Source organism: Paraburkholderia sp. GAS33 (assembly GCF_050436645.1).
Classification (GTDB): Bacteria; Pseudomonadota; Gammaproteobacteria; order Burkholderiales; family Burkholderiaceae; genus Paraburkholderia; species Paraburkholderia phenazinium_B.
Genome location: NZ_JBNDMP010000013.1, coordinates 15,039 through 30,033 on the forward strand (window position 1 = coordinate 15,039; position 14,995 = coordinate 30,033).

The 14,995-nt window shown below is 62.0% G+C and carries 16 protein-coding genes, 1 tRNA gene and 2 pseudogenes; 12 read left to right on the forward strand and 7 right to left on the reverse strand.

What is annotated here, in order from left to right:
• Positions 1-160 precede the first annotated feature (160 nt).
• The 4 genes from rph (at position 161) to P3T24_RS30730 (ending at position 2,956) form a co-directional block, all read left to right on the forward strand.
• Complete coding sequence (gene rph, locus P3T24_RS30715; protein WP_074263669.1) at positions 161-913, forward strand: ribonuclease PH; 753 nt, start codon at positions 161-163, stop codon at positions 911-913.
• A 52-nt stretch (positions 914-965) separates the two neighbouring features.
• Complete coding sequence (rdgB, locus tag P3T24_RS30720; protein WP_429440430.1) at positions 966-1,577, forward strand: RdgB/HAM1 family non-canonical purine NTP pyrophosphatase; 612 nt, start codon at positions 966-968, stop codon at positions 1,575-1,577.
• Between the two features lie 5 nt (positions 1,578-1,582).
• A complete protein-coding gene (hemW, locus tag P3T24_RS30725) occupies positions 1,583-2,800 on the forward strand; it encodes a radical SAM family heme chaperone HemW (RefSeq protein ID WP_429409368.1) in 1,218 nt (405 codons plus the stop codon).
• Positions 2,801-2,866: 66 nt separating this feature from the next.
• Positions 2,867-2,956 (forward strand) — tRNA-Ser (locus tag P3T24_RS30730).
• 205 nt (positions 2,957-3,161) lie between these two features.
• Here P3T24_RS30730 and P3T24_RS30735 read toward each other — a convergent pair.
• Positions 3,162-3,482 carry a DUF4148 domain-containing protein gene (locus P3T24_RS30735; protein WP_074263666.1) on the reverse strand — a complete coding sequence of 107 codons (321 nt, stop codon included), beginning with the start codon at positions 3,480-3,482 and terminating at the stop codon, positions 3,162-3,164.
• A gap of 243 nt (positions 3,483-3,725) precedes the next feature.
• On the opposite strand from P3T24_RS30735, the gene P3T24_RS30740 reads away from it, so the two are divergent.
• Together P3T24_RS30740 and P3T24_RS30745 are read left to right on the forward strand one after the other, a co-directional pair.
• Positions 3,726-4,175: a hypothetical protein gene (locus tag P3T24_RS30740; RefSeq protein ID WP_429440432.1), complete on the forward strand. Its 450-nt coding sequence runs from the start codon at positions 3,726-3,728 to the stop codon at positions 4,173-4,175.
• Positions 4,176-4,356: 181 nt separating this feature from the next.
• Positions 4,357-4,791, forward strand: a complete 435-nt coding sequence (locus P3T24_RS30745; protein WP_429440434.1) for a nuclear transport factor 2 family protein — start codon at positions 4,357-4,359, stop codon at positions 4,789-4,791.
• A 48-nt stretch (positions 4,792-4,839) separates the two neighbouring features.
• On the opposite strand, the gene P3T24_RS30750 is transcribed toward P3T24_RS30745, so the two are convergent.
• Together P3T24_RS30750 and P3T24_RS30755 are read right to left on the reverse strand one after the other, a co-directional pair.
• Positions 4,840-5,244, reverse strand: a complete 405-nt coding sequence (locus P3T24_RS30750; RefSeq protein WP_074263663.1) for a RidA family protein — start codon at positions 5,242-5,244, stop codon at positions 4,840-4,842.
• A 308-nt stretch (positions 5,245-5,552) separates the two neighbouring features.
• On the reverse strand, positions 5,553-5,783 hold the full coding sequence (locus P3T24_RS30755) for a hypothetical protein (RefSeq protein ID WP_074265952.1): 231 nt from the start codon (positions 5,781-5,783) through the stop codon (positions 5,553-5,555).
• Positions 5,784-6,102: 319 nt separating this feature from the next.
• On the opposite strand from P3T24_RS30755, the gene P3T24_RS30760 reads away from it, so the two are divergent.
• The 3 genes and pseudogenes from P3T24_RS30760 to P3T24_RS30770 all read left to right on the forward strand — a co-directional run.
• Complete coding sequence (locus P3T24_RS30760) at positions 6,103-6,303, forward strand: hypothetical protein (RefSeq protein WP_074263662.1); 201 nt, start codon at positions 6,103-6,105, stop codon at positions 6,301-6,303.
• Positions 6,304-6,629: 326 nt separating this feature from the next.
• A pseudogene (locus P3T24_RS30765) lies at positions 6,630-9,071 on the forward strand (efflux RND transporter permease subunit); the annotation flags it as partial.
• A 192-nt stretch (positions 9,072-9,263) separates the two neighbouring features.
• Positions 9,264-10,217, forward strand: a pseudogene (locus P3T24_RS30770) (efflux RND transporter permease subunit); the annotation flags it as partial.
• A gap of 98 nt (positions 10,218-10,315) precedes the next feature.
• Here P3T24_RS30770 and P3T24_RS30775 read toward each other — a convergent pair.
• The 3 genes from P3T24_RS30775 to P3T24_RS30785 all read right to left on the reverse strand — a co-directional run bounded on the left by P3T24_RS30775 (position 10,316) and on the right by P3T24_RS30785 (position 11,626).
• Positions 10,316-10,843 (reverse strand): YMGG-like glycine zipper-containing protein, encoded by a 528-nt coding sequence (locus tag P3T24_RS30775; RefSeq protein ID WP_074263660.1) that lies wholly within the window; start codon positions 10,841-10,843, stop codon positions 10,316-10,318.
• A gap of 38 nt (positions 10,844-10,881) precedes the next feature.
• A complete protein-coding gene (locus P3T24_RS30780) occupies positions 10,882-11,226 on the reverse strand; it encodes a hypothetical protein (RefSeq protein ID WP_143787470.1) in 345 nt (114 codons plus the stop codon).
• 190 nt (positions 11,227-11,416) lie between these two features.
• Positions 11,417-11,626: a hypothetical protein gene (locus P3T24_RS30785; protein WP_074263659.1), complete on the reverse strand. Its 210-nt coding sequence runs from the start codon at positions 11,624-11,626 to the stop codon at positions 11,417-11,419.
• 227 nt (positions 11,627-11,853) lie between these two features.
• Here P3T24_RS30785 and P3T24_RS30790 point away from each other — a divergent pair, with 227 nt between their 5' ends.
• The 3 genes from P3T24_RS30790 (at position 11,854) to P3T24_RS30800 (ending at position 14,249) form a co-directional block, all read left to right on the forward strand.
• Complete coding sequence (locus tag P3T24_RS30790; protein WP_429440436.1) at positions 11,854-12,378, forward strand: energy transducer TonB family protein; 525 nt, start codon at positions 11,854-11,856, stop codon at positions 12,376-12,378.
• Positions 12,379-12,643: 265 nt separating this feature from the next.
• Entirely contained in the window at positions 12,644-13,951 is a 1,308-nt protein-coding gene (locus tag P3T24_RS30795) for an MFS transporter (RefSeq protein WP_074263657.1), read from the forward strand.
• Positions 13,952-14,069: 118 nt separating this feature from the next.
• On the forward strand, positions 14,070-14,249 hold the full coding sequence (locus P3T24_RS30800) for a hypothetical protein (RefSeq protein ID WP_074263656.1): 180 nt from the start codon (positions 14,070-14,072) through the stop codon (positions 14,247-14,249).
• Between the two features lie 156 nt (positions 14,250-14,405).
• Here the strand turns inward: P3T24_RS30800 and P3T24_RS30805 are convergent, their stop codons facing one another.
• Positions 14,406-14,537, reverse strand: coding sequence for a hypothetical protein (locus tag P3T24_RS30805; protein WP_302050849.1), 132 nt, complete (start codon positions 14,535-14,537; stop codon positions 14,406-14,408).
• Positions 14,538-14,995 lie beyond the last annotated feature (458 nt).

Sequence of the window (14,995 nt, forward strand, 5' to 3'; positions counted from 1 at the left end):
GGGGCGTGGAAACGGCATTATCCCATCTTTGGCGGAACGCCCCGCCATACCTGGATCTGGCCTCTCTGCGACGCACGCCGGAGCAGACACAGAACCGCCCCGTACGATCAGCGGTAACATTAGCGTTTCCCTCCCGCCTACCCCACCCAGACCCCGAACGATGAACGACACCACCGCATTTTCCAAGGGCCGCCCCAGCGGCCGCCGCGCCGATCAACTGCGCGATGTGCGCATCACGCGTCACTATACGAAGCATGCGGAGGGCTCGGTGCTGGTCGAATTCGGCGACACCAAGGTGATCTGCACGGCGAGCGTTGCGGAGACCGTCCCCGGCTTCCTGCGCGATCGCGGTCAAGGCTGGCTGACGGCCGAATACGGCATGCTGCCGCGCGCCACCAACACCCGCAACGACCGCGAAGCCGCACGCGGCAAACAGACCGGCCGCACCCAGGAAATCCAGCGGCTGATCGGCCGCGCGCTGCGCTCGGTGTTCGATCTCGAGAAACTCGGCCAACGCACCATGAATCTCGATTGCGACGTGATCCAGGCCGATGGCGGCACTCGCACGGCGAGCATCACGGGCGCCTTTGTCGCCGCGCACGATGCGGTGACAAAGCTGCTGGCCAGTGGCCGCATCGAAACCTCGCCGATCACGGACTTCGTGGCAGCGATTTCGGTGGGCGTCTACAACGGCCTCCCGGTGCTCGATCTCGACTACGACGAAGACTCGAAGTGCGACACCGATATGAATGTCGTGATGACGGGCGCGGGCGGGTTCGTCGAGATCCAGGGCACGGCTGAAGGCACACCGTTCTCGCGCGACGAGATGAACTCGCTGCTCGATCTCGCTCGCGACGGCATCAGCACGCTGGTGGCGAAACAGAAAGAAGCGCTGGGGTTGAAGGGTGAGTGATCGCGACATCGCCGGCGGCGCAGCTCTCCCGGCTTCCGACGCAGGAAAGGCAATGACCGCGTCGCTCGGAAAAGTGGTGCTGGCCTCGAACAACGCGGGCAAGCTGCGCGAGTTTGCGGCGTTGCTCGACGCGGCCGGCATCGAACTGATCCCGCAGGGCACGCTCAATGTGCCCGAAGCGGAAGAGCCCTATCCGACTTTCGTCGAGAATGCGCTGACGAAGGCTCGTCATGCGGCGAAGATCACCGCCCTGCCGGCGCTGGCCGACGATTCCGGACTGTGCGTGCGCGCGCTGCGCGGCGCACCGGGCGTCTATTCGGCGCGCTACGCGCAACTCGCGGGTGGGCCGAAGAGCGACGCCGCGAACAATGCACGCCTCGTCGAGCAACTGCAGGGCCAGGCCGACCGTCGCGCTTACTACTTCTGCGTGCTCGCGCTCGTGCGTCACGCCGACGACCCCGAGCCGCTGATTGCCGAGGGCCGCTGGCCAGGCGAGATCATCGACGCGCCCCGCGGTGCACATGGTTTCGGCTACGACCCGCATTTCTTCCTGCCTGAACTGAACGCGACGGCGGCCGAGCTCGATCCGGCAGTGAAGAACGCCAGCAGCCATCGCGCGATCGCACTGCGGAAATTGCTCGCGCGCCTGACGGAGGAAGCGTGATTCCCATCAAGGTCGCCGGCCAGAGTGGCCCCGGGGTGATCCAGGCGTTCACACAGCCGGGCAGTATCCATCTGACGTCGTTGCCTCCGCTGGCGCTGTATGTGCATTTTCCGTGGTGCGTGCGCAAGTGCCCTTACTGCGATTTCAACTCGCACGAGTGGAAGGGCGAGGCGTTCCCCGAGAATGAGTATCTCGATGCGCTCCGCGCCGATCTCGAGCTGGCGTTGCCGCTCGTCTGGGGCCGCCAGGTGCATACGGTGTTCATCGGCGGCGGCACGCCCAGCCTGCTGTCGGCGGCGGGGCTGGACCGGCTGCTGTCGGACGTGCGTGCGCTTCTGCCGCTCGATGCCGACGCCGAGATCACTCTCGAAGCCAACCCCGGCACCTTCGAAGCTGACAAGTTCGCGCAGTTTCGCGCAAGTGGCGTGAACCGGTTATCGGTAGGTATCCAGAGTTTCAACGAGGCGCATCTGAAGGCGCTCGGCCGGATTCACGATTCGGCGCAGGCCCGCCATGCGGTGGAAGTGGCCGCCACTACGTTCGACAACTTCAACCTCGACCTGATGTTCGCGTTGCCGCAACAGACGCTCGCGGAGTGTCAGGCAGATATTGAAACGGCGTTGTCGTTTGCGCCGCCGCATTTGTCGCTGTATCACCTGACGCTTGAACCGAACACGCTGTTCGCGAAATTTCCGCCGTCGCTACCGGACGACGATGCATCCGCCGACATGCAGGACTGGATTCACGAACGTACCACCGCGGCGGGTTATGGACGCTATGAGGTCTCGGCGTACGCGCAGCCGCATCGGCAGAGCAAGCACAACCTCAACTATTGGCGCTTTGGCGACTACCTTGGGATCGGCGCCGGCGCGCATACGAAGCTGTCATTTCCGAATCGCATCCTGCGGCAGATGCGCTATAAGCATCCGACTACCTTTATTGAGCAGGCGAAGGCGGGCGCTCCAGTGCACGAGGAACATGAAGTCGCGCCGCGCGATCTGCCGTTCGAGTTCATGTTGAATGCGTTGCGGCTGGTGGAGGGCTTTCCCGTGCATCGGTTTATCGAGCGTACGGGCTTATCGATGACGTCTATTGAGCCGGCGTTGCGGGAAGCGGAACAACGCGGCCTGATTGCGCGAGATCACGAAAAGATTGCGCCGACGCCGCTCGGGCAGGCGTTTCTGAATGATTTGCAGGCGCTGTTTCTGAAAGATCCGCAGTGATAAACCGACTGTGACCGCGTGCGAAATTGCCGTAGCGAGGAGATTTCAGGTTACAATTTCGGGCTTGGAGGTGTGGCCGAGCGGTTTAAGGCACCGGTCTTGAAAACCGGCGAAGGAGTGATCCTTCCGTGAGTTCGAATCTCACCGCCTCCGCCAGGACACCGCCTTAAAATCTCGCTCATGCTTCCGCAGCAGGGCGGGATTTTTTGTTTTCTGGCCTCATACGGCAAATGGCCCACCACCACTGCACGGCAGTGGTCGTGGACCATTTAAAAAGATGAGGACGCGCAGACGATACTGCGCGCTCAGTAAGCGACGTTAGCAACCGGATAAATTGCCAACGGCTCGCCGATCTGACTGATTAGTGACCAGAGTCAACAACCGAACGCGGGCCACCCAATGCCGGAGCTGCAACCGCGCCCGATTCCGACGAGCCGTTCACCGCGCCACCGACACCGCTAGTAGAACCATTTTCAGCAGCTACGCGAGCTTCCGCTGCCTGGATGTCCGCCGGGTAGTACGGATCTCTTCCGCTGCGGGCCGGGTTGTAACCAGCCTTTTCGAGCTGGACGAGTTCAGCGCGAACCTGAGCCCGCGTAACAGGCTGACTGGTCTGCGCGAACGACACAACGGGAGCAGCGAGAACAACAGCGACGGCCACAGCTTTAATGAGCGATTTCATGATCACTACCTCCAAAGATTGTTTTTCACAGCGCCGCACATCGGTTTGTGTGCAGCAGGTGAAGACAGTCTAAGAAGCAAGAGACCTAGGGTAAATACCTAAGTTGCGAAATCACTATTCACGCAAACGTGACAATCGGTCCGCACGGTGGCTGTCGCCCCCGCACAATCCCTCCTCAACTTTTGCATCCAGCCGGTCGATAGCACAGCTACGAGCATTATCAAACTCGTCTGGGAGCCACACATGAACCTTCGTCCCGTTATCACCTTGCTGGTCTCGCTGGGCATTGGCGCTTCGCCTGCGTTGGTGAACGCGCTGGCTTCCACCGATCCGGACGCCGCCACGCTATTCGCCGGCACGAAGCTTTCGACCGTCCAGCAAACCGCCGGCACGGCGACGTCGTCAACGACGACCGTATCCGTCGGCGCAGACGTGTTGCGTGGGGCGACCGGTAACGTCGGCGTCAATGTCGCAGCGGGCGCGCTGAATGCGCAGGCCAATCAGATCGCGCTGGTCAGTTCACCATCCGCCGATGTCAACACGCTGCAGGATGCACGCACCACCGCGTCGGTCAGCGGTAGCAGCAGTGCAACGCTGGGAGCAGGCGCGTTGTCGCATGTAAGCGGCAATATTGGGTTGAACATCGTGTCGGGTGCGGGCAACGCGCAAGTGAACGCGCTTGTGATTCACTAAGGCACTCGTCTAGAAAACGCAACCGCGCCCCCCGTCTAAATACCTCACGCTTCACACCTCGCGACTGCGGCCACAAAAGCTACCGCACGTTCGAACCGATCGCATCGTTCGTCACGCATCGAAACATTCCGTCAGGGGACGCCCTAGACTCAAAGTCCCACCACGACGACGGAAGCCGATCATGACCATAGAGGCCACACAAGCCGAGATTCGCCACATCTACGAGCAATGGCACGAATCGGTCAAGAGCCGCGACCTGGACGCGCTAATGGCGCTGTACGCTGAAGAAGCCATCTTCGAAAGTCCGCTGACCCTCGCCACCTTGCCGGAGAACCAGAGCGGCATCCTGACCGGCAAAACGGCGATCGCATCGTTCTTCGCCGCCGGCCTGCGCGCCCCACCTAACGACCTGGGCCGCTGGTACCGCGCCGGCACCTTCTTCTGCAACGGCACCCAACTCACGTGGGAGTATCCGCGGCAGACTCCGGACGGCGATCAGGTCGATCTGGTCGAGATGATGGATATCGCTGGCGGATTGATCGTCCATCACCGGGTCTACTGGGGATGGGTCGGCTTCAGATCGCTGCATGCTTTGCTGGCGAAGCAGCACGACTAGCGATACCGTCATCCCTTCAGAATCTGAGATGTCAGCACAGCGAACAACCTAGGCCAAAGCCGTTGCCTCGATTTCGATCTGCAGGCCAAAGTGAAGCGCACTCACCGGCACAACGGCGCGAGCCGGCTTTGCCTCGCCGGCCCAGCGTGCATAAATCTGGTTGAAGCTCGCCCAGTGCTCGACATCCACGATATACACACGCACCTGGAGCAGTTGCCCGATGCTGCTGCCAGCGCTTTCCAGCGCCGTCTTGAGATTCGTCAACACCTGTTCGGCCTGGACTTCAAACGACGCGTCCGTGAGCTTGCGGCCCTGGGCGTCGATCGGCAATTGCCCCGATACGAACACGAGACCATTGCCCGTCGCGACGTGACTATAGTGTCCGCCCGGCGTAGCGAGACCAGCGGGGTTCGCGGTGTGCGGCACGCGCGCGTCGTGTTCGTTACCAGCCATTAAGGTGACTCCATTCGGTGATGGCGCCATCGTCGGATAGCGCGTCATGTAGTTGGGGAAACAGTGTCTCGTTCATGGGAACGCGTGTTGAATATCGCTCGCGGAGACTGGCGATCCACGTGAAGAAAATGACATTCGTCACGAAGCGTAATAGCTGTAAGAGCAGATGAAACCCAGGACGCGTCGCGCGCACCTACACTGGAAACGCCTCATCCCCCATGAGGTTTTGTTGTGAATCTCCTCAGCTTTAGCCCGCCCCGACCCGGCGGGCTTTTTTATAGCGCCGCCGCGGAGCCACGCTGACGAATTCACACAGCAATCAACACGTGCCGTTCTCGCGCGTCTGCGCAACGGAGGTTCAGATCGCGATGTATACCCGGACTATCGAGCAAGGCCGAGACATCGGATAGCCCGTGATCGAAGCGCAACACGTATTCGATATCGGTGTAGTCGTGATACGCACCGCTGTCTGCCAGCTTGCGTGCTTCGGCGATGGCGGCATGCAGCCGCTCGCTTTTAGTCAAATCTCTGATCGCCATGATTGCCGCTCCGAGGAACAGTAACGCCATCATATCAACGCCGCTCGCGCTATAAGGTCGCGCGCGCGCAACACCCGGGGTTTTCCGCAACTTTGCTGCGTCACCAGCACGTGTTTGTCGAGGTTCGCCGCATTCCATTCCTCTGACATGTGTCGAACGTAAGCATCTGTAAATGGGGCTCGCCCCTTATGACGCGGCCCACACAGTGCTGCCGCCTTGCGCCGGGAATCGGCCTCGTTCGCGTCGTAACGCACCGTCACACGCGTGGCCGCACGAATGAAGCTGCGCCGTGCTCCAATATCCAAAAGGAGAATTCATCATGACCAGAAGACTTATCGCCCTCGCCTCACTCGTAGCAATCGCGGCCAGCCTGAGCGGCTGCATCGTCGCACCGACGCCGTACGGCTATGCGCCGGCGCCGGGCTACGGATACTATGCTGCGCCAGGATACTACGCGGCCCCAGCGGTCGACGTAGGGATCGGAGTAGGCGGCGGCTGGGGTGGTGGCTGGCGTCGCTAGGCGCATGCGCGCCGCGCTCTAACGACGCGTGGCGCGCCGCCTTGCACGTTGGTGGCATCCGGTGGCGGAGCCAAAAAAATGCCCGCACGAAGCGGGCAAATATAAGACCTTCCACCGATGCCTCCTTGGGAGAGGCAATTGCAGTGTAGAGCGATTTGCTCTTCGTGGAATTTCGTCAATGTTTCGTAGAATTACATGAGCGTTGTCCCTCGCCATTATTTCTCGGCGGTTACCTCGTAACCGGCTGAAAAACATATGTAACGCCTGCAAGATCCCCATCTTCTAACATCGTCAGACGCTGCCTTACCAGCACACGCGTCCTGCCGATGAATCTCTCACGTCCCTTTATCGAACGCCCCGTTGCGACCACGCTGCTTTCGATAGGCGTGGCGCTCGCCGGTATATTTGCATTCGTCAAGCTTCCGGTCGCTCCGTTGCCGCAGGTCGACTTTCCGACCATCTCGGTGCAGGCGAGCCTGCCCGGAGCGAGTCCCGATACGGTCGCTAACAGCGTTGCCAGTCCGCTTGAGCGTCACCTCGGACAGATTGCCGACGTCACCGAAATGACGTCGCAAAGCACGGTGGGTTCGTCGCGTGTCACCTTGCAGTTCGGACTCGATCGCGACATCAATGGCGCTGCGCGCGATGTGCAGGCCGCCATCAATGCAGCGCGCGCGGATCTGCCGGCGAGCTTGCGCAGCAACCCGACGTATCACAAGGTCAATCCGTCCGACGCGCCGATCCTGATTCTCGCGCTCACCTCGCACACGCTGCCGCGCGCCAGACTCTACGATCTGGCCTCGACGATCCTCGCGCAGTCGCTATCGCAATTACCCGGCATCGGCGAAGTCGATGTCAACGGTTCTGCCAACCCAGCCGTGCGCGTCGAGCTGAATCCGACCGCGCTGTATCACTACGGCATCGGCCTTGAAGACGTACGGGCTGCGCTCGCGTCCGCCAATGCCAACAGCCCCAAAGGCATCATCGAAAGCTACGGCGAGCGCTATCAGCTCTACGCCAACGATCAGGCACGCATCGCGGACCAGTACAAGGATCTGATCATCGCGTATCGCAACGGCGCTGGGGTCAAGCTCTCGGACGTCGGCGAGATCGTCGATTCGGTCGAGGACCTGCGCAATCTCGGCCTCGCCCGGAACAACCAGCCGGCCGTGCTCGTAATGCTGTACCGCCAGCCGGGCGCGAACATCATCAGCACGGTCGACGCCGTGCGCAAACAGATCGAGCAACTGAAACCCGCGTTGCCCGCCGACGTCGACGTGATCGAAGCGTCTGACCGTTCCGCCACCATCCGCGCTTCGCTGCACGATACGGAAGCGACGCTGATCATCGCGGTCGGACTCGTGATCCTCGTAGTGTTTATCTTCCTCGGCAGCGGACGCGCGGCACTGATCCCTACCGCGGCGGTGCCGGTGTCGATCATCGGCACTTTCAGTTTCATGTACCTGTTCGGCTATTCGATCGACAACCTCTCGCTGATGGCCTTGACCATTGCAACCGGTTTCGTCGTCGACGACGCGATCGTCGTGCTCGAAAATATCGCGCGCCACATGGAGGACGGCATGCCGCGCATGCAGGCGGCCTTGGTCGGCGCGCGCGAAGTGGGCTTCACCGTGCTGTCGATTTCGATTTCGCTGGTGGCCGTGTTCATCCCGATTCTGCTGATGAGCGGCATCATCGGACGGCTGTTTCGCGAATTCGCCGTGACGCTGTCGCTCGCCATCGCCGTCTCGCTGGTGGTCTCGCTCACGACGACGCCGGTGATGTGTTCACGCCTGCTGCGCACGGCCGGCCCAAAGAACCCGACGCGCATCGGCCGCCTGTTTGCCGTGCCATTGCAACGACTGAACGACGGTTACGCGCGCTCGCTCGAATGGTCGCTACGTCATCCGTTTCTGCTGCTCATGACGCTCGTGGCAACGATCGTGCTGAACGTCTATCTCTACACGGTGATTCCAAAGGGCTTCTTTCCGCAGGAGGACACGGGGCGTCTGATCGGCGGCATTCAGGCCGATCAGGACACTTCGTTCCAGGCTATGGGGCCGAAGCTCAGGCAACTCATGAAGATTATCGGCGACGACCCCGCGGTGGATAGCGTCGTCGGCTTTACAGGCGGCCGGCAGACCAACACCGGTTCCGTCTACGTCGCATTGAAGCCGCTGTCGCAACGCGCCGAAACGGCCGACGAGGTCATCGCGCGGCTGCGGCCGAAACTCAATGCCGTGCCCGGCGGCAGACTCTATCTGCAAGCGGTGCAGGATATCCGCGTCGGCGGACGGCAGAGCAACGCGCAGTATCAGTTCACGCTGCTCGGCGATTCGACCACCGAACTTTATCAATGGGCGCCGCGCCTCACGCAGGCGCTGCAAAACGTGCCCGAGCTGGAGGACGTCAATTCGGACCAGCAGCAAGGCGGCCTCGAAGCGAACGTGGATATCGATCGCGGCACGGCCGCGCGCCTCGGCATCACCCCCGCGCAGATCGACAACACGCTCTACGACGCATACGGTCAACGGCTCGTGTCCACAATCTATAACCCGCTGAACCAGTACTACGTCGTCATGGAAGTGGCGCCGCGTTATTGGCAATACCCGGAAACGCTCGATGAGCTGTACGTAAGTACCTCAGCAGGCACGCCGAGCGGCACACAGTCGACCAATGCGGTGGCAGGCACGGTAACGACGGCAGCGAGCGCGGCAGGTTCCGGTTCGGGAGGAGGAGGCTCGTCGAATCCGGCGATGACTGCCACCGGCACCGGCCCGACGGCAACAGCCGGCGGCACGGCCACGCCGACCCAACCGCCTCCGCCGTCCAGCACGACGGCGGTCGGTATCCAGTCCACTGCGGCAGCGGCGTTGGCTTCGGCTGCCAGTAGCGCCGGCACGTCGGCCACGATCAGCGGCTCGCCTTCGACACCCGCGGCCACGCCCTTCGCTTTGGCCGGTGCCGGGTCAGGGGGTGGAGGTGCATCGTCCGGCGGCGGCTCGGCCAGTTCAGGCAGCTCCAGCAGTACCTCGAGCAGCGCGACCAGCGCGGCTGCCATCGCGGCCGACTCGGCACGCAACCTCGCCATCAACTCGCTGGCGGCAAGCGGACACTCGAGCGCATCCGCAGGCACCTCGGTCAGCACCGCGCAGGAGACCATGATTCCGTTCAGCACGTTTGCGCGATGGGATCCGGGTCACACGCCGCTCGGCGTCAATCACCAGGGTGACTTCGTCGCCACCACGATCTCGTTCAACCTGCCGCCCGGCGAACCGCTCTCTACAGCGGTCGCCGCGATCGACCGGACCATGGCGGAGATTCGCATGCCGGGCACGATTCACGGCGGCTTTCAGGGCACGGCGCGCACCTTCCAGCAATCGCTCTCGGACGAGCCGCTGCTGATTCTGGCGGCGCTCGCGGCCGTGTATATCGTGCTCGGCATCCTCTACGAGAGCTATGCCCATCCGCTGACGATTCTCTCGACGCTGCCGTCGGCGGGCGTCGGTGCGCTGCTCGCGCTGATGGCATTCCATATCGAGTTCACGGTGATGTCGCTGATCGGCGTGATCCTGCTGATCGGCATCGTCAAGAAAAACGCGATCATGATGGTGGACTTCGCGATCGATGCCACACGCGAGGGCATGTCGTCGCGCGAAGCGATCTATCACGCCAGTCTGATGCGCTTCCGCCCGATCATGATGACCACCTTCGCAGCGCTGCTCGGCGCCTTGCCGCTAGCTTTCGGCCACGGAGAGGGCGCCGATCTGCGCCGGCCGCTGGGCATTTCGATCGTCGGCGGCCTGATCGTCAGCCAGATGCTGACGCTCTATACGACGCCGGTCGTATATCTCTACATCGACCGCCTGCAGTCGTGGATGCGCACACGCGGCCAGCGCCGCGCGGCCGTCTGAGCTAGCCGCCTGAGCTGTGCGTGAAAACCGCCGACCCAAAAACAACATGGCTGCCGTTAAAAACGGCAGCCATGTTCAGGTGAAGCCAGTCGATCCGCTCAATACGCGCCAGGCGGGGGCGGAGGCGGCGAACCCGGCGGCGGCGGCGGGGTGGTGGTCACATACCCACCCCCTCCTCCGTTCGACTCCATCGTGCGCATGCGGCCCTGCACCGGAATCCGGTTGCCGTTCGCATACATGCATTGCAGATACGCGTAGTCGTAGCGGCGCTGGACATCGTAAGCCGAATTCTGAGAAGCGCCGGCACCGAACAGCGAGCCTGCCAGCAAACCGGCACCTGCGCCGACTGCTGCGCCGCTGCCACCGTTGAAAGCCGCACCGGCGGCTGCGCCGAGCGCGGTGCCGACCACCGCGCTACCCACCGCGCTGTTGGTCGCAGCCTGGTTGGTCGAAACCCCGCCCACCTGCTGGAAAGCAAACTGACGGCACGAGTTGTCGTCAACGCGGAACTGGTCGAAAGTTTTACCGGTGCCCGGCAGCGCCATGACGCTAGGACCAGCAGGCATGACCGAACACGCGCCTAGAAAGCTCAGTGAAGCGATAAGAGCAAGCCTTGAATATTTCATTTCCTTCTCTTTGCGGTAATGCGTTTTTGGTTTGCAGGCTACTGCGACTGCTGCGCCGGCACGGGGCGCCAACCCGATGAGCATGACTTCACATACGGGTAATAGCTCCTCGTGTCGTCACAGTAGTACCAGGTGCCACCCGGTTGCCCGGACGCCGCCGGGGCTGCAGAAGTCTGGCCCTGCTCCACATACTCCTGCGGCTGCACGGGTACCGGCACCGGCACGGCAACCGCCGGCGGATACGGATAGTAATACGGCACGCCCCACGGGTAGTAGTAGCCGCCGCCCCCAATGAACACCCCTACGTGTGCTGCATGGGCTACGCCGCTCGCACAGACCATTGCAGCAGCGGACAAGCCGAGCAAAATTTTCAAGCTTTTCACAACAATCTCCACGACGTAAACCGGCACCGATATGGTGTCTCACAGTACTACTGAACGCTATTCCACTCTAACCCGCAATACAATTACTTCAGAGCAAAGAATTTTTTCCGCTCGTTACACTGCAATGTTGCTGTCATGAATTTTAGCAGGGACGGACGGGGCGATCCGGCTGCTGGGCGTTTTCAACGCTTTATTGCAGCCGGCCGCCGTCCAGATGCAGACGCTGCAACAGTTCGCGACCACGCCGGGTCAATTGCAGCGTCGAGCCATGGCGGTCGTGCGAGCGCACTTCGACCAGCTCATAGCGACGCAGCGCCAGAACGTCCGGATCAAACTCTTCCAGATGCCGCCCGGTATCCCGGAACAACATGAGCGTCGCAAGTTCGTGATGGCTCAACATCGGACCTCTCCTTCGTAAAACGCATGGGCGATGTCGACATCCTAGTGAGCTACGCCAACAGTTTGGCTACGGCCTTGTTTCGAGAGGTTACGCAGTTACATCTGCCTGGGAATGAACGTGCCGCATGAATGGCCATTCTTTCCATGCCAAATCAGGGCCAACTCGAATTGAAACCTGGCGGGATTTGACTAGGATGAAACTACGTCCTGACATCGAACGGAGCCTGGATGCTCACCCGCACACGCCACCTTCGTTGCCCGGCTTCGCATCGCCGTTCGTGGTCCCCGCTCGCACGCGGCGCAGCTTTCGCACTCGTCATCGCCCTCATGGCGGCCGGCTGCACCTTCACGCCGCCTGACCGGCCGCTGCTCATTACTCCGCCCGCTGCCGTGAACAGCGCAACGCTGGATCAATACCGCATCGCAGTCGCTCGGCGCATCCTCGATCGCAATCCGTCTTACGTGTTGCAAGGTACGTTGCAGCCGATGCTGCGCTCGCTGGTGGTAGTCTCGTTCACCGTCGACCGCGACGGTCAGGTGATCCAGTCAGCCGTCTATCGCACCAACGGCGACGACGAAGCGGAAAGCACCGCACTCGCGACACTGCGCCGTGCTGCGCCGTTGCCGCAGCCGCCTGCCAGACTGCTCAATACACGCGGCCAGGTCGAGCTGTTCGAAGACTGGCTATTCAACGACAACGGCAAGTTCCAGCTCCGCGAGTTCGCCTCGCCACAAGCGCAGACCATCGACTGACGGGCCGCACGCTATAATTTCGCGATCCCTCGACGGAGCCTTCCGGCACGGGCGTGATCGTCGATGCTGCCCGCTCACCCGCCGGCACCAGCCGTCCCGCCCCTCGCGTTGCCGCGCCACCCGCGCGCCTTGCATTGCTCCAGCCGGCTGCCTACGCCGGTGCAGGCCGTCTGGCCGCGGAGCATACTAATCCAAACAAAAGACGCCGTATGCGCGCCGCCCGCGAGGCGCGCCACGCTGCGTCACGACACAGGAGAACCTTGGAATGTCCACTTCGCCGATTTCAGCGGCCAACCCCGACGACGCCGGTCAAACCAGCAGTTCGCGGATCATCTTCGCCAGCTTCATCGGCACAGCGATCGAGTTCTACGACTTCTACGTCTACGCGACAGCCGCCGCGCTTGTCATCGGCCCAGTGTTCTTCCCGCATGGCTCAGCGACTGCGCAGGCGCTGTCGGCGTTCGTTACGTTCGGCATCGCGTTCGTCGCGCGGCCGATCGGCTCGTTTCTGTTCGGTCACTTTGGCGACCGCATCGGCCGCAAATCGACCCTCGTCGCTTCGTTGCTGGTGATGGGCCTCTCGACCACGCTGATCGGTTTCGTACCCGGCTACGACTCGATCGGCAGCCTCGCGCCGATCCTTCTGTGTGTCCTGCGCTTCGGCCAGGGGATCGGCCTGGGTGGCGAATGGGGCGGCGCAGCACTGCTTGCCACCGAAAACGCCCCCGCCGGCAAGCGTGGCTGGTTCGGCATGTTCCCGCAACTCGGACCGTCGATCGGTTTTCTGGCATCCAATGGCCTGTTCTTCGGCCTCGCGCTATCGCTCTCGGACGAGCAGTTCCGTAGCTGGGGCTGGCGCGTGCCGTTCATCGTCAGCGCCGTGCTGGTTGCGCTCGGCCTGTACGTACGCCTGAAGATTACCGAGACGCCGGCGTTTCGCGCCGCCATCGAGCGTCAGGAACGCGTGCGCGTGCCGATCGCAACACTGTGCTCGAGCTACTGGCGGCCAACGCTGCTCGGCGCCCTGGCGATGGTGGTCTGCTATACGCTGTTCTACAACGCGACGACGTTTTCGCTGTCGTACGGTGTATCTGTACTGCATATTCCGCGTCAGAGCTTCCTCGGCCTGCTGTGCGTCGCCGTGCTGTTCATGGCGCTCGCCACGCCGCTGTCCGCATGGGCCAGCGATCGCTACGGGCGCAAGCCGGTGCTGATCGTCGGCATCATCGCAGCCATCCTCTCCGGCTTCACGATGGCGCCGCTGCTCGGTAGCGGCTCGATGCCGCTCGTGCTGCTGTTCCTCGTGATCGAGCTGTTCCTGATGGGCGTGACTTTCGCCCCGATGGGCGCGCTGCTGCCGGAACTGTTTCCGACCAACGTGCGCTATACCGGTGCAGGCGTGTCGTATAACCTGGGTGGAATTCTCGGCGCATCGGTGGCGCCGTACATCGCTCAGGTGCTCGCGGCGCATGGCGGTCTGACGTGGGTCGGCGCTTACGTATCGATTGCCGCCGCAGTCAGTCTGTTCGGTGTGCTGTGTATGCGCGAAACACGCGATGCCCAACTGATGTAAGCGCGCTCTTAACGTCGGGCCGCTTCAGCCCCTGGTCTCACCTGGTGGGTTTCCCTCTTGCACGTCTTTTTGACGTGCTTATACTCGAGCCAGATCCCCAGTGAGCCAGGAGGCAACCATGAGGCTGTATCTCCAGAACTCAGACGTCGTGATGATCATCGCGCTGGCACTTCTGTGCTCGCTGCTGCTGGCCATCCGCTTCCGCCCTTCGAGCTGGAAAGCCATTGTGCTAGAAGCACTCGCTGCCAATGCGGCGGCCATCGTCGCGGTGGTCGCATTCGAGATGATGCTTAGCTGATCCTCAACGAGGATCTGGCTAAACGCCCGCTTGCCATGCAGGCGACCGTCGCATGCCCGGTGCGTTCCGGCCATGCGACGGTTCTGCCCGCTGCCGGCTTTACAGCCCTCGCCTCCCATGTCGCGGCACACAACGTATGCGCGACTTCCCTGCTTATCAGTTGTAGTACCCGTGGTCGTGGTGGTAGTAGCCGCCGCCGTAATAACCCGGCGCCGGTGCGATCACACAGCCTCCCAGTGCAGCTGCCAGCAGCGCACCGGCAATCAAAGTCAGCGTCAAGCGTTTCACGTCGTTCTCCCTTCGTTTCGGTGGTATTCGAGTTCGCCTCGAATGAGATTGATTGGACACGAAGCGCACGTGCGCGGGCGTTGCATTTTGTAAGCGATGATGAGGGTTGCGTTACAGGTTTCGCGACCCGCGGCGGCTTCAACACAGGGCGCGGAGCAGGACCCATTGAGGTGTGGCCTGCATTCAGGCACTCTGTGCGAACTCGGTGCATGCATGGAACGCGTAAGCTGCGCGTCGGCGAACTACCAAATGCGACACTTTTAACAGCCGTGTAATGCGGGAAATGGGTGCCAGCCGAGTGGCAGTTGCATCGGCTTGCGTCTGCAACGCGCAGCCACATCGCGCAAAGGTGATTGAACTCGACGCACCGGGCGTAGTCTTTAAGGGTGCAGTCCTGTTGTGTTCATGTAGGATCCTCTCCGCCCGTCGTTCCCCGACGCGGGCGCTTTTAGAGGCGT

Coding starts and splice junctions, on each gene's coding strand:
- rph (WP_074263669.1), top strand. CDS start 161: ATGAACGACACCACCGCATTTTCCAAGGGCCGCCCCAGCGGCCGCCGC.
- rdgB (WP_429440430.1), top strand. CDS start 966: ATGACCGCGTCGCTCGGAAAAGTGGTGCTGGCCTCGAACAACGCGGGC.
- P3T24_RS30735 (WP_074263666.1), bottom strand. CDS start 3,482: ATGAAATCGCTCATTAAAGCTGTGGCCGTCGCTGTTGTTCTCGCTGCT.
- P3T24_RS30740 (WP_429440432.1), top strand. CDS start 3,726: ATGAACCTTCGTCCCGTTATCACCTTGCTGGTCTCGCTGGGCATTGGC.
- P3T24_RS30745 (WP_429440434.1), top strand. CDS start 4,357: ATGACCATAGAGGCCACACAAGCCGAGATTCGCCACATCTACGAGCAA.
- P3T24_RS30750 (WP_074263663.1), bottom strand. CDS start 5,244: ATGGCTGGTAACGAACACGACGCGCGCGTGCCGCACACCGCGAACCCC.
- P3T24_RS30755 (WP_074265952.1), bottom strand. CDS start 5,783: ATGGCGATCAGAGATTTGACTAAAAGCGAGCGGCTGCATGCCGCCATC.
- P3T24_RS30760 (WP_074263662.1), top strand. CDS start 6,103: ATGACCAGAAGACTTATCGCCCTCGCCTCACTCGTAGCAATCGCGGCC.
- P3T24_RS30775 (WP_074263660.1), bottom strand. CDS start 10,843: ATGAAATATTCAAGGCTTGCTCTTATCGCTTCACTGAGCTTTCTAGGC.
- P3T24_RS30785 (WP_074263659.1), bottom strand. CDS start 11,626: ATGTTGAGCCATCACGAACTTGCGACGCTCATGTTGTTCCGGGATACC.
- P3T24_RS30790 (WP_429440436.1), top strand. CDS start 11,854: ATGCTCACCCGCACACGCCACCTTCGTTGCCCGGCTTCGCATCGCCGT.
- P3T24_RS30795 (WP_074263657.1), top strand. CDS start 12,644: ATGTCCACTTCGCCGATTTCAGCGGCCAACCCCGACGACGCCGGTCAA.
- P3T24_RS30800 (WP_074263656.1), top strand. CDS start 14,070: ATGAGGCTGTATCTCCAGAACTCAGACGTCGTGATGATCATCGCGCTG.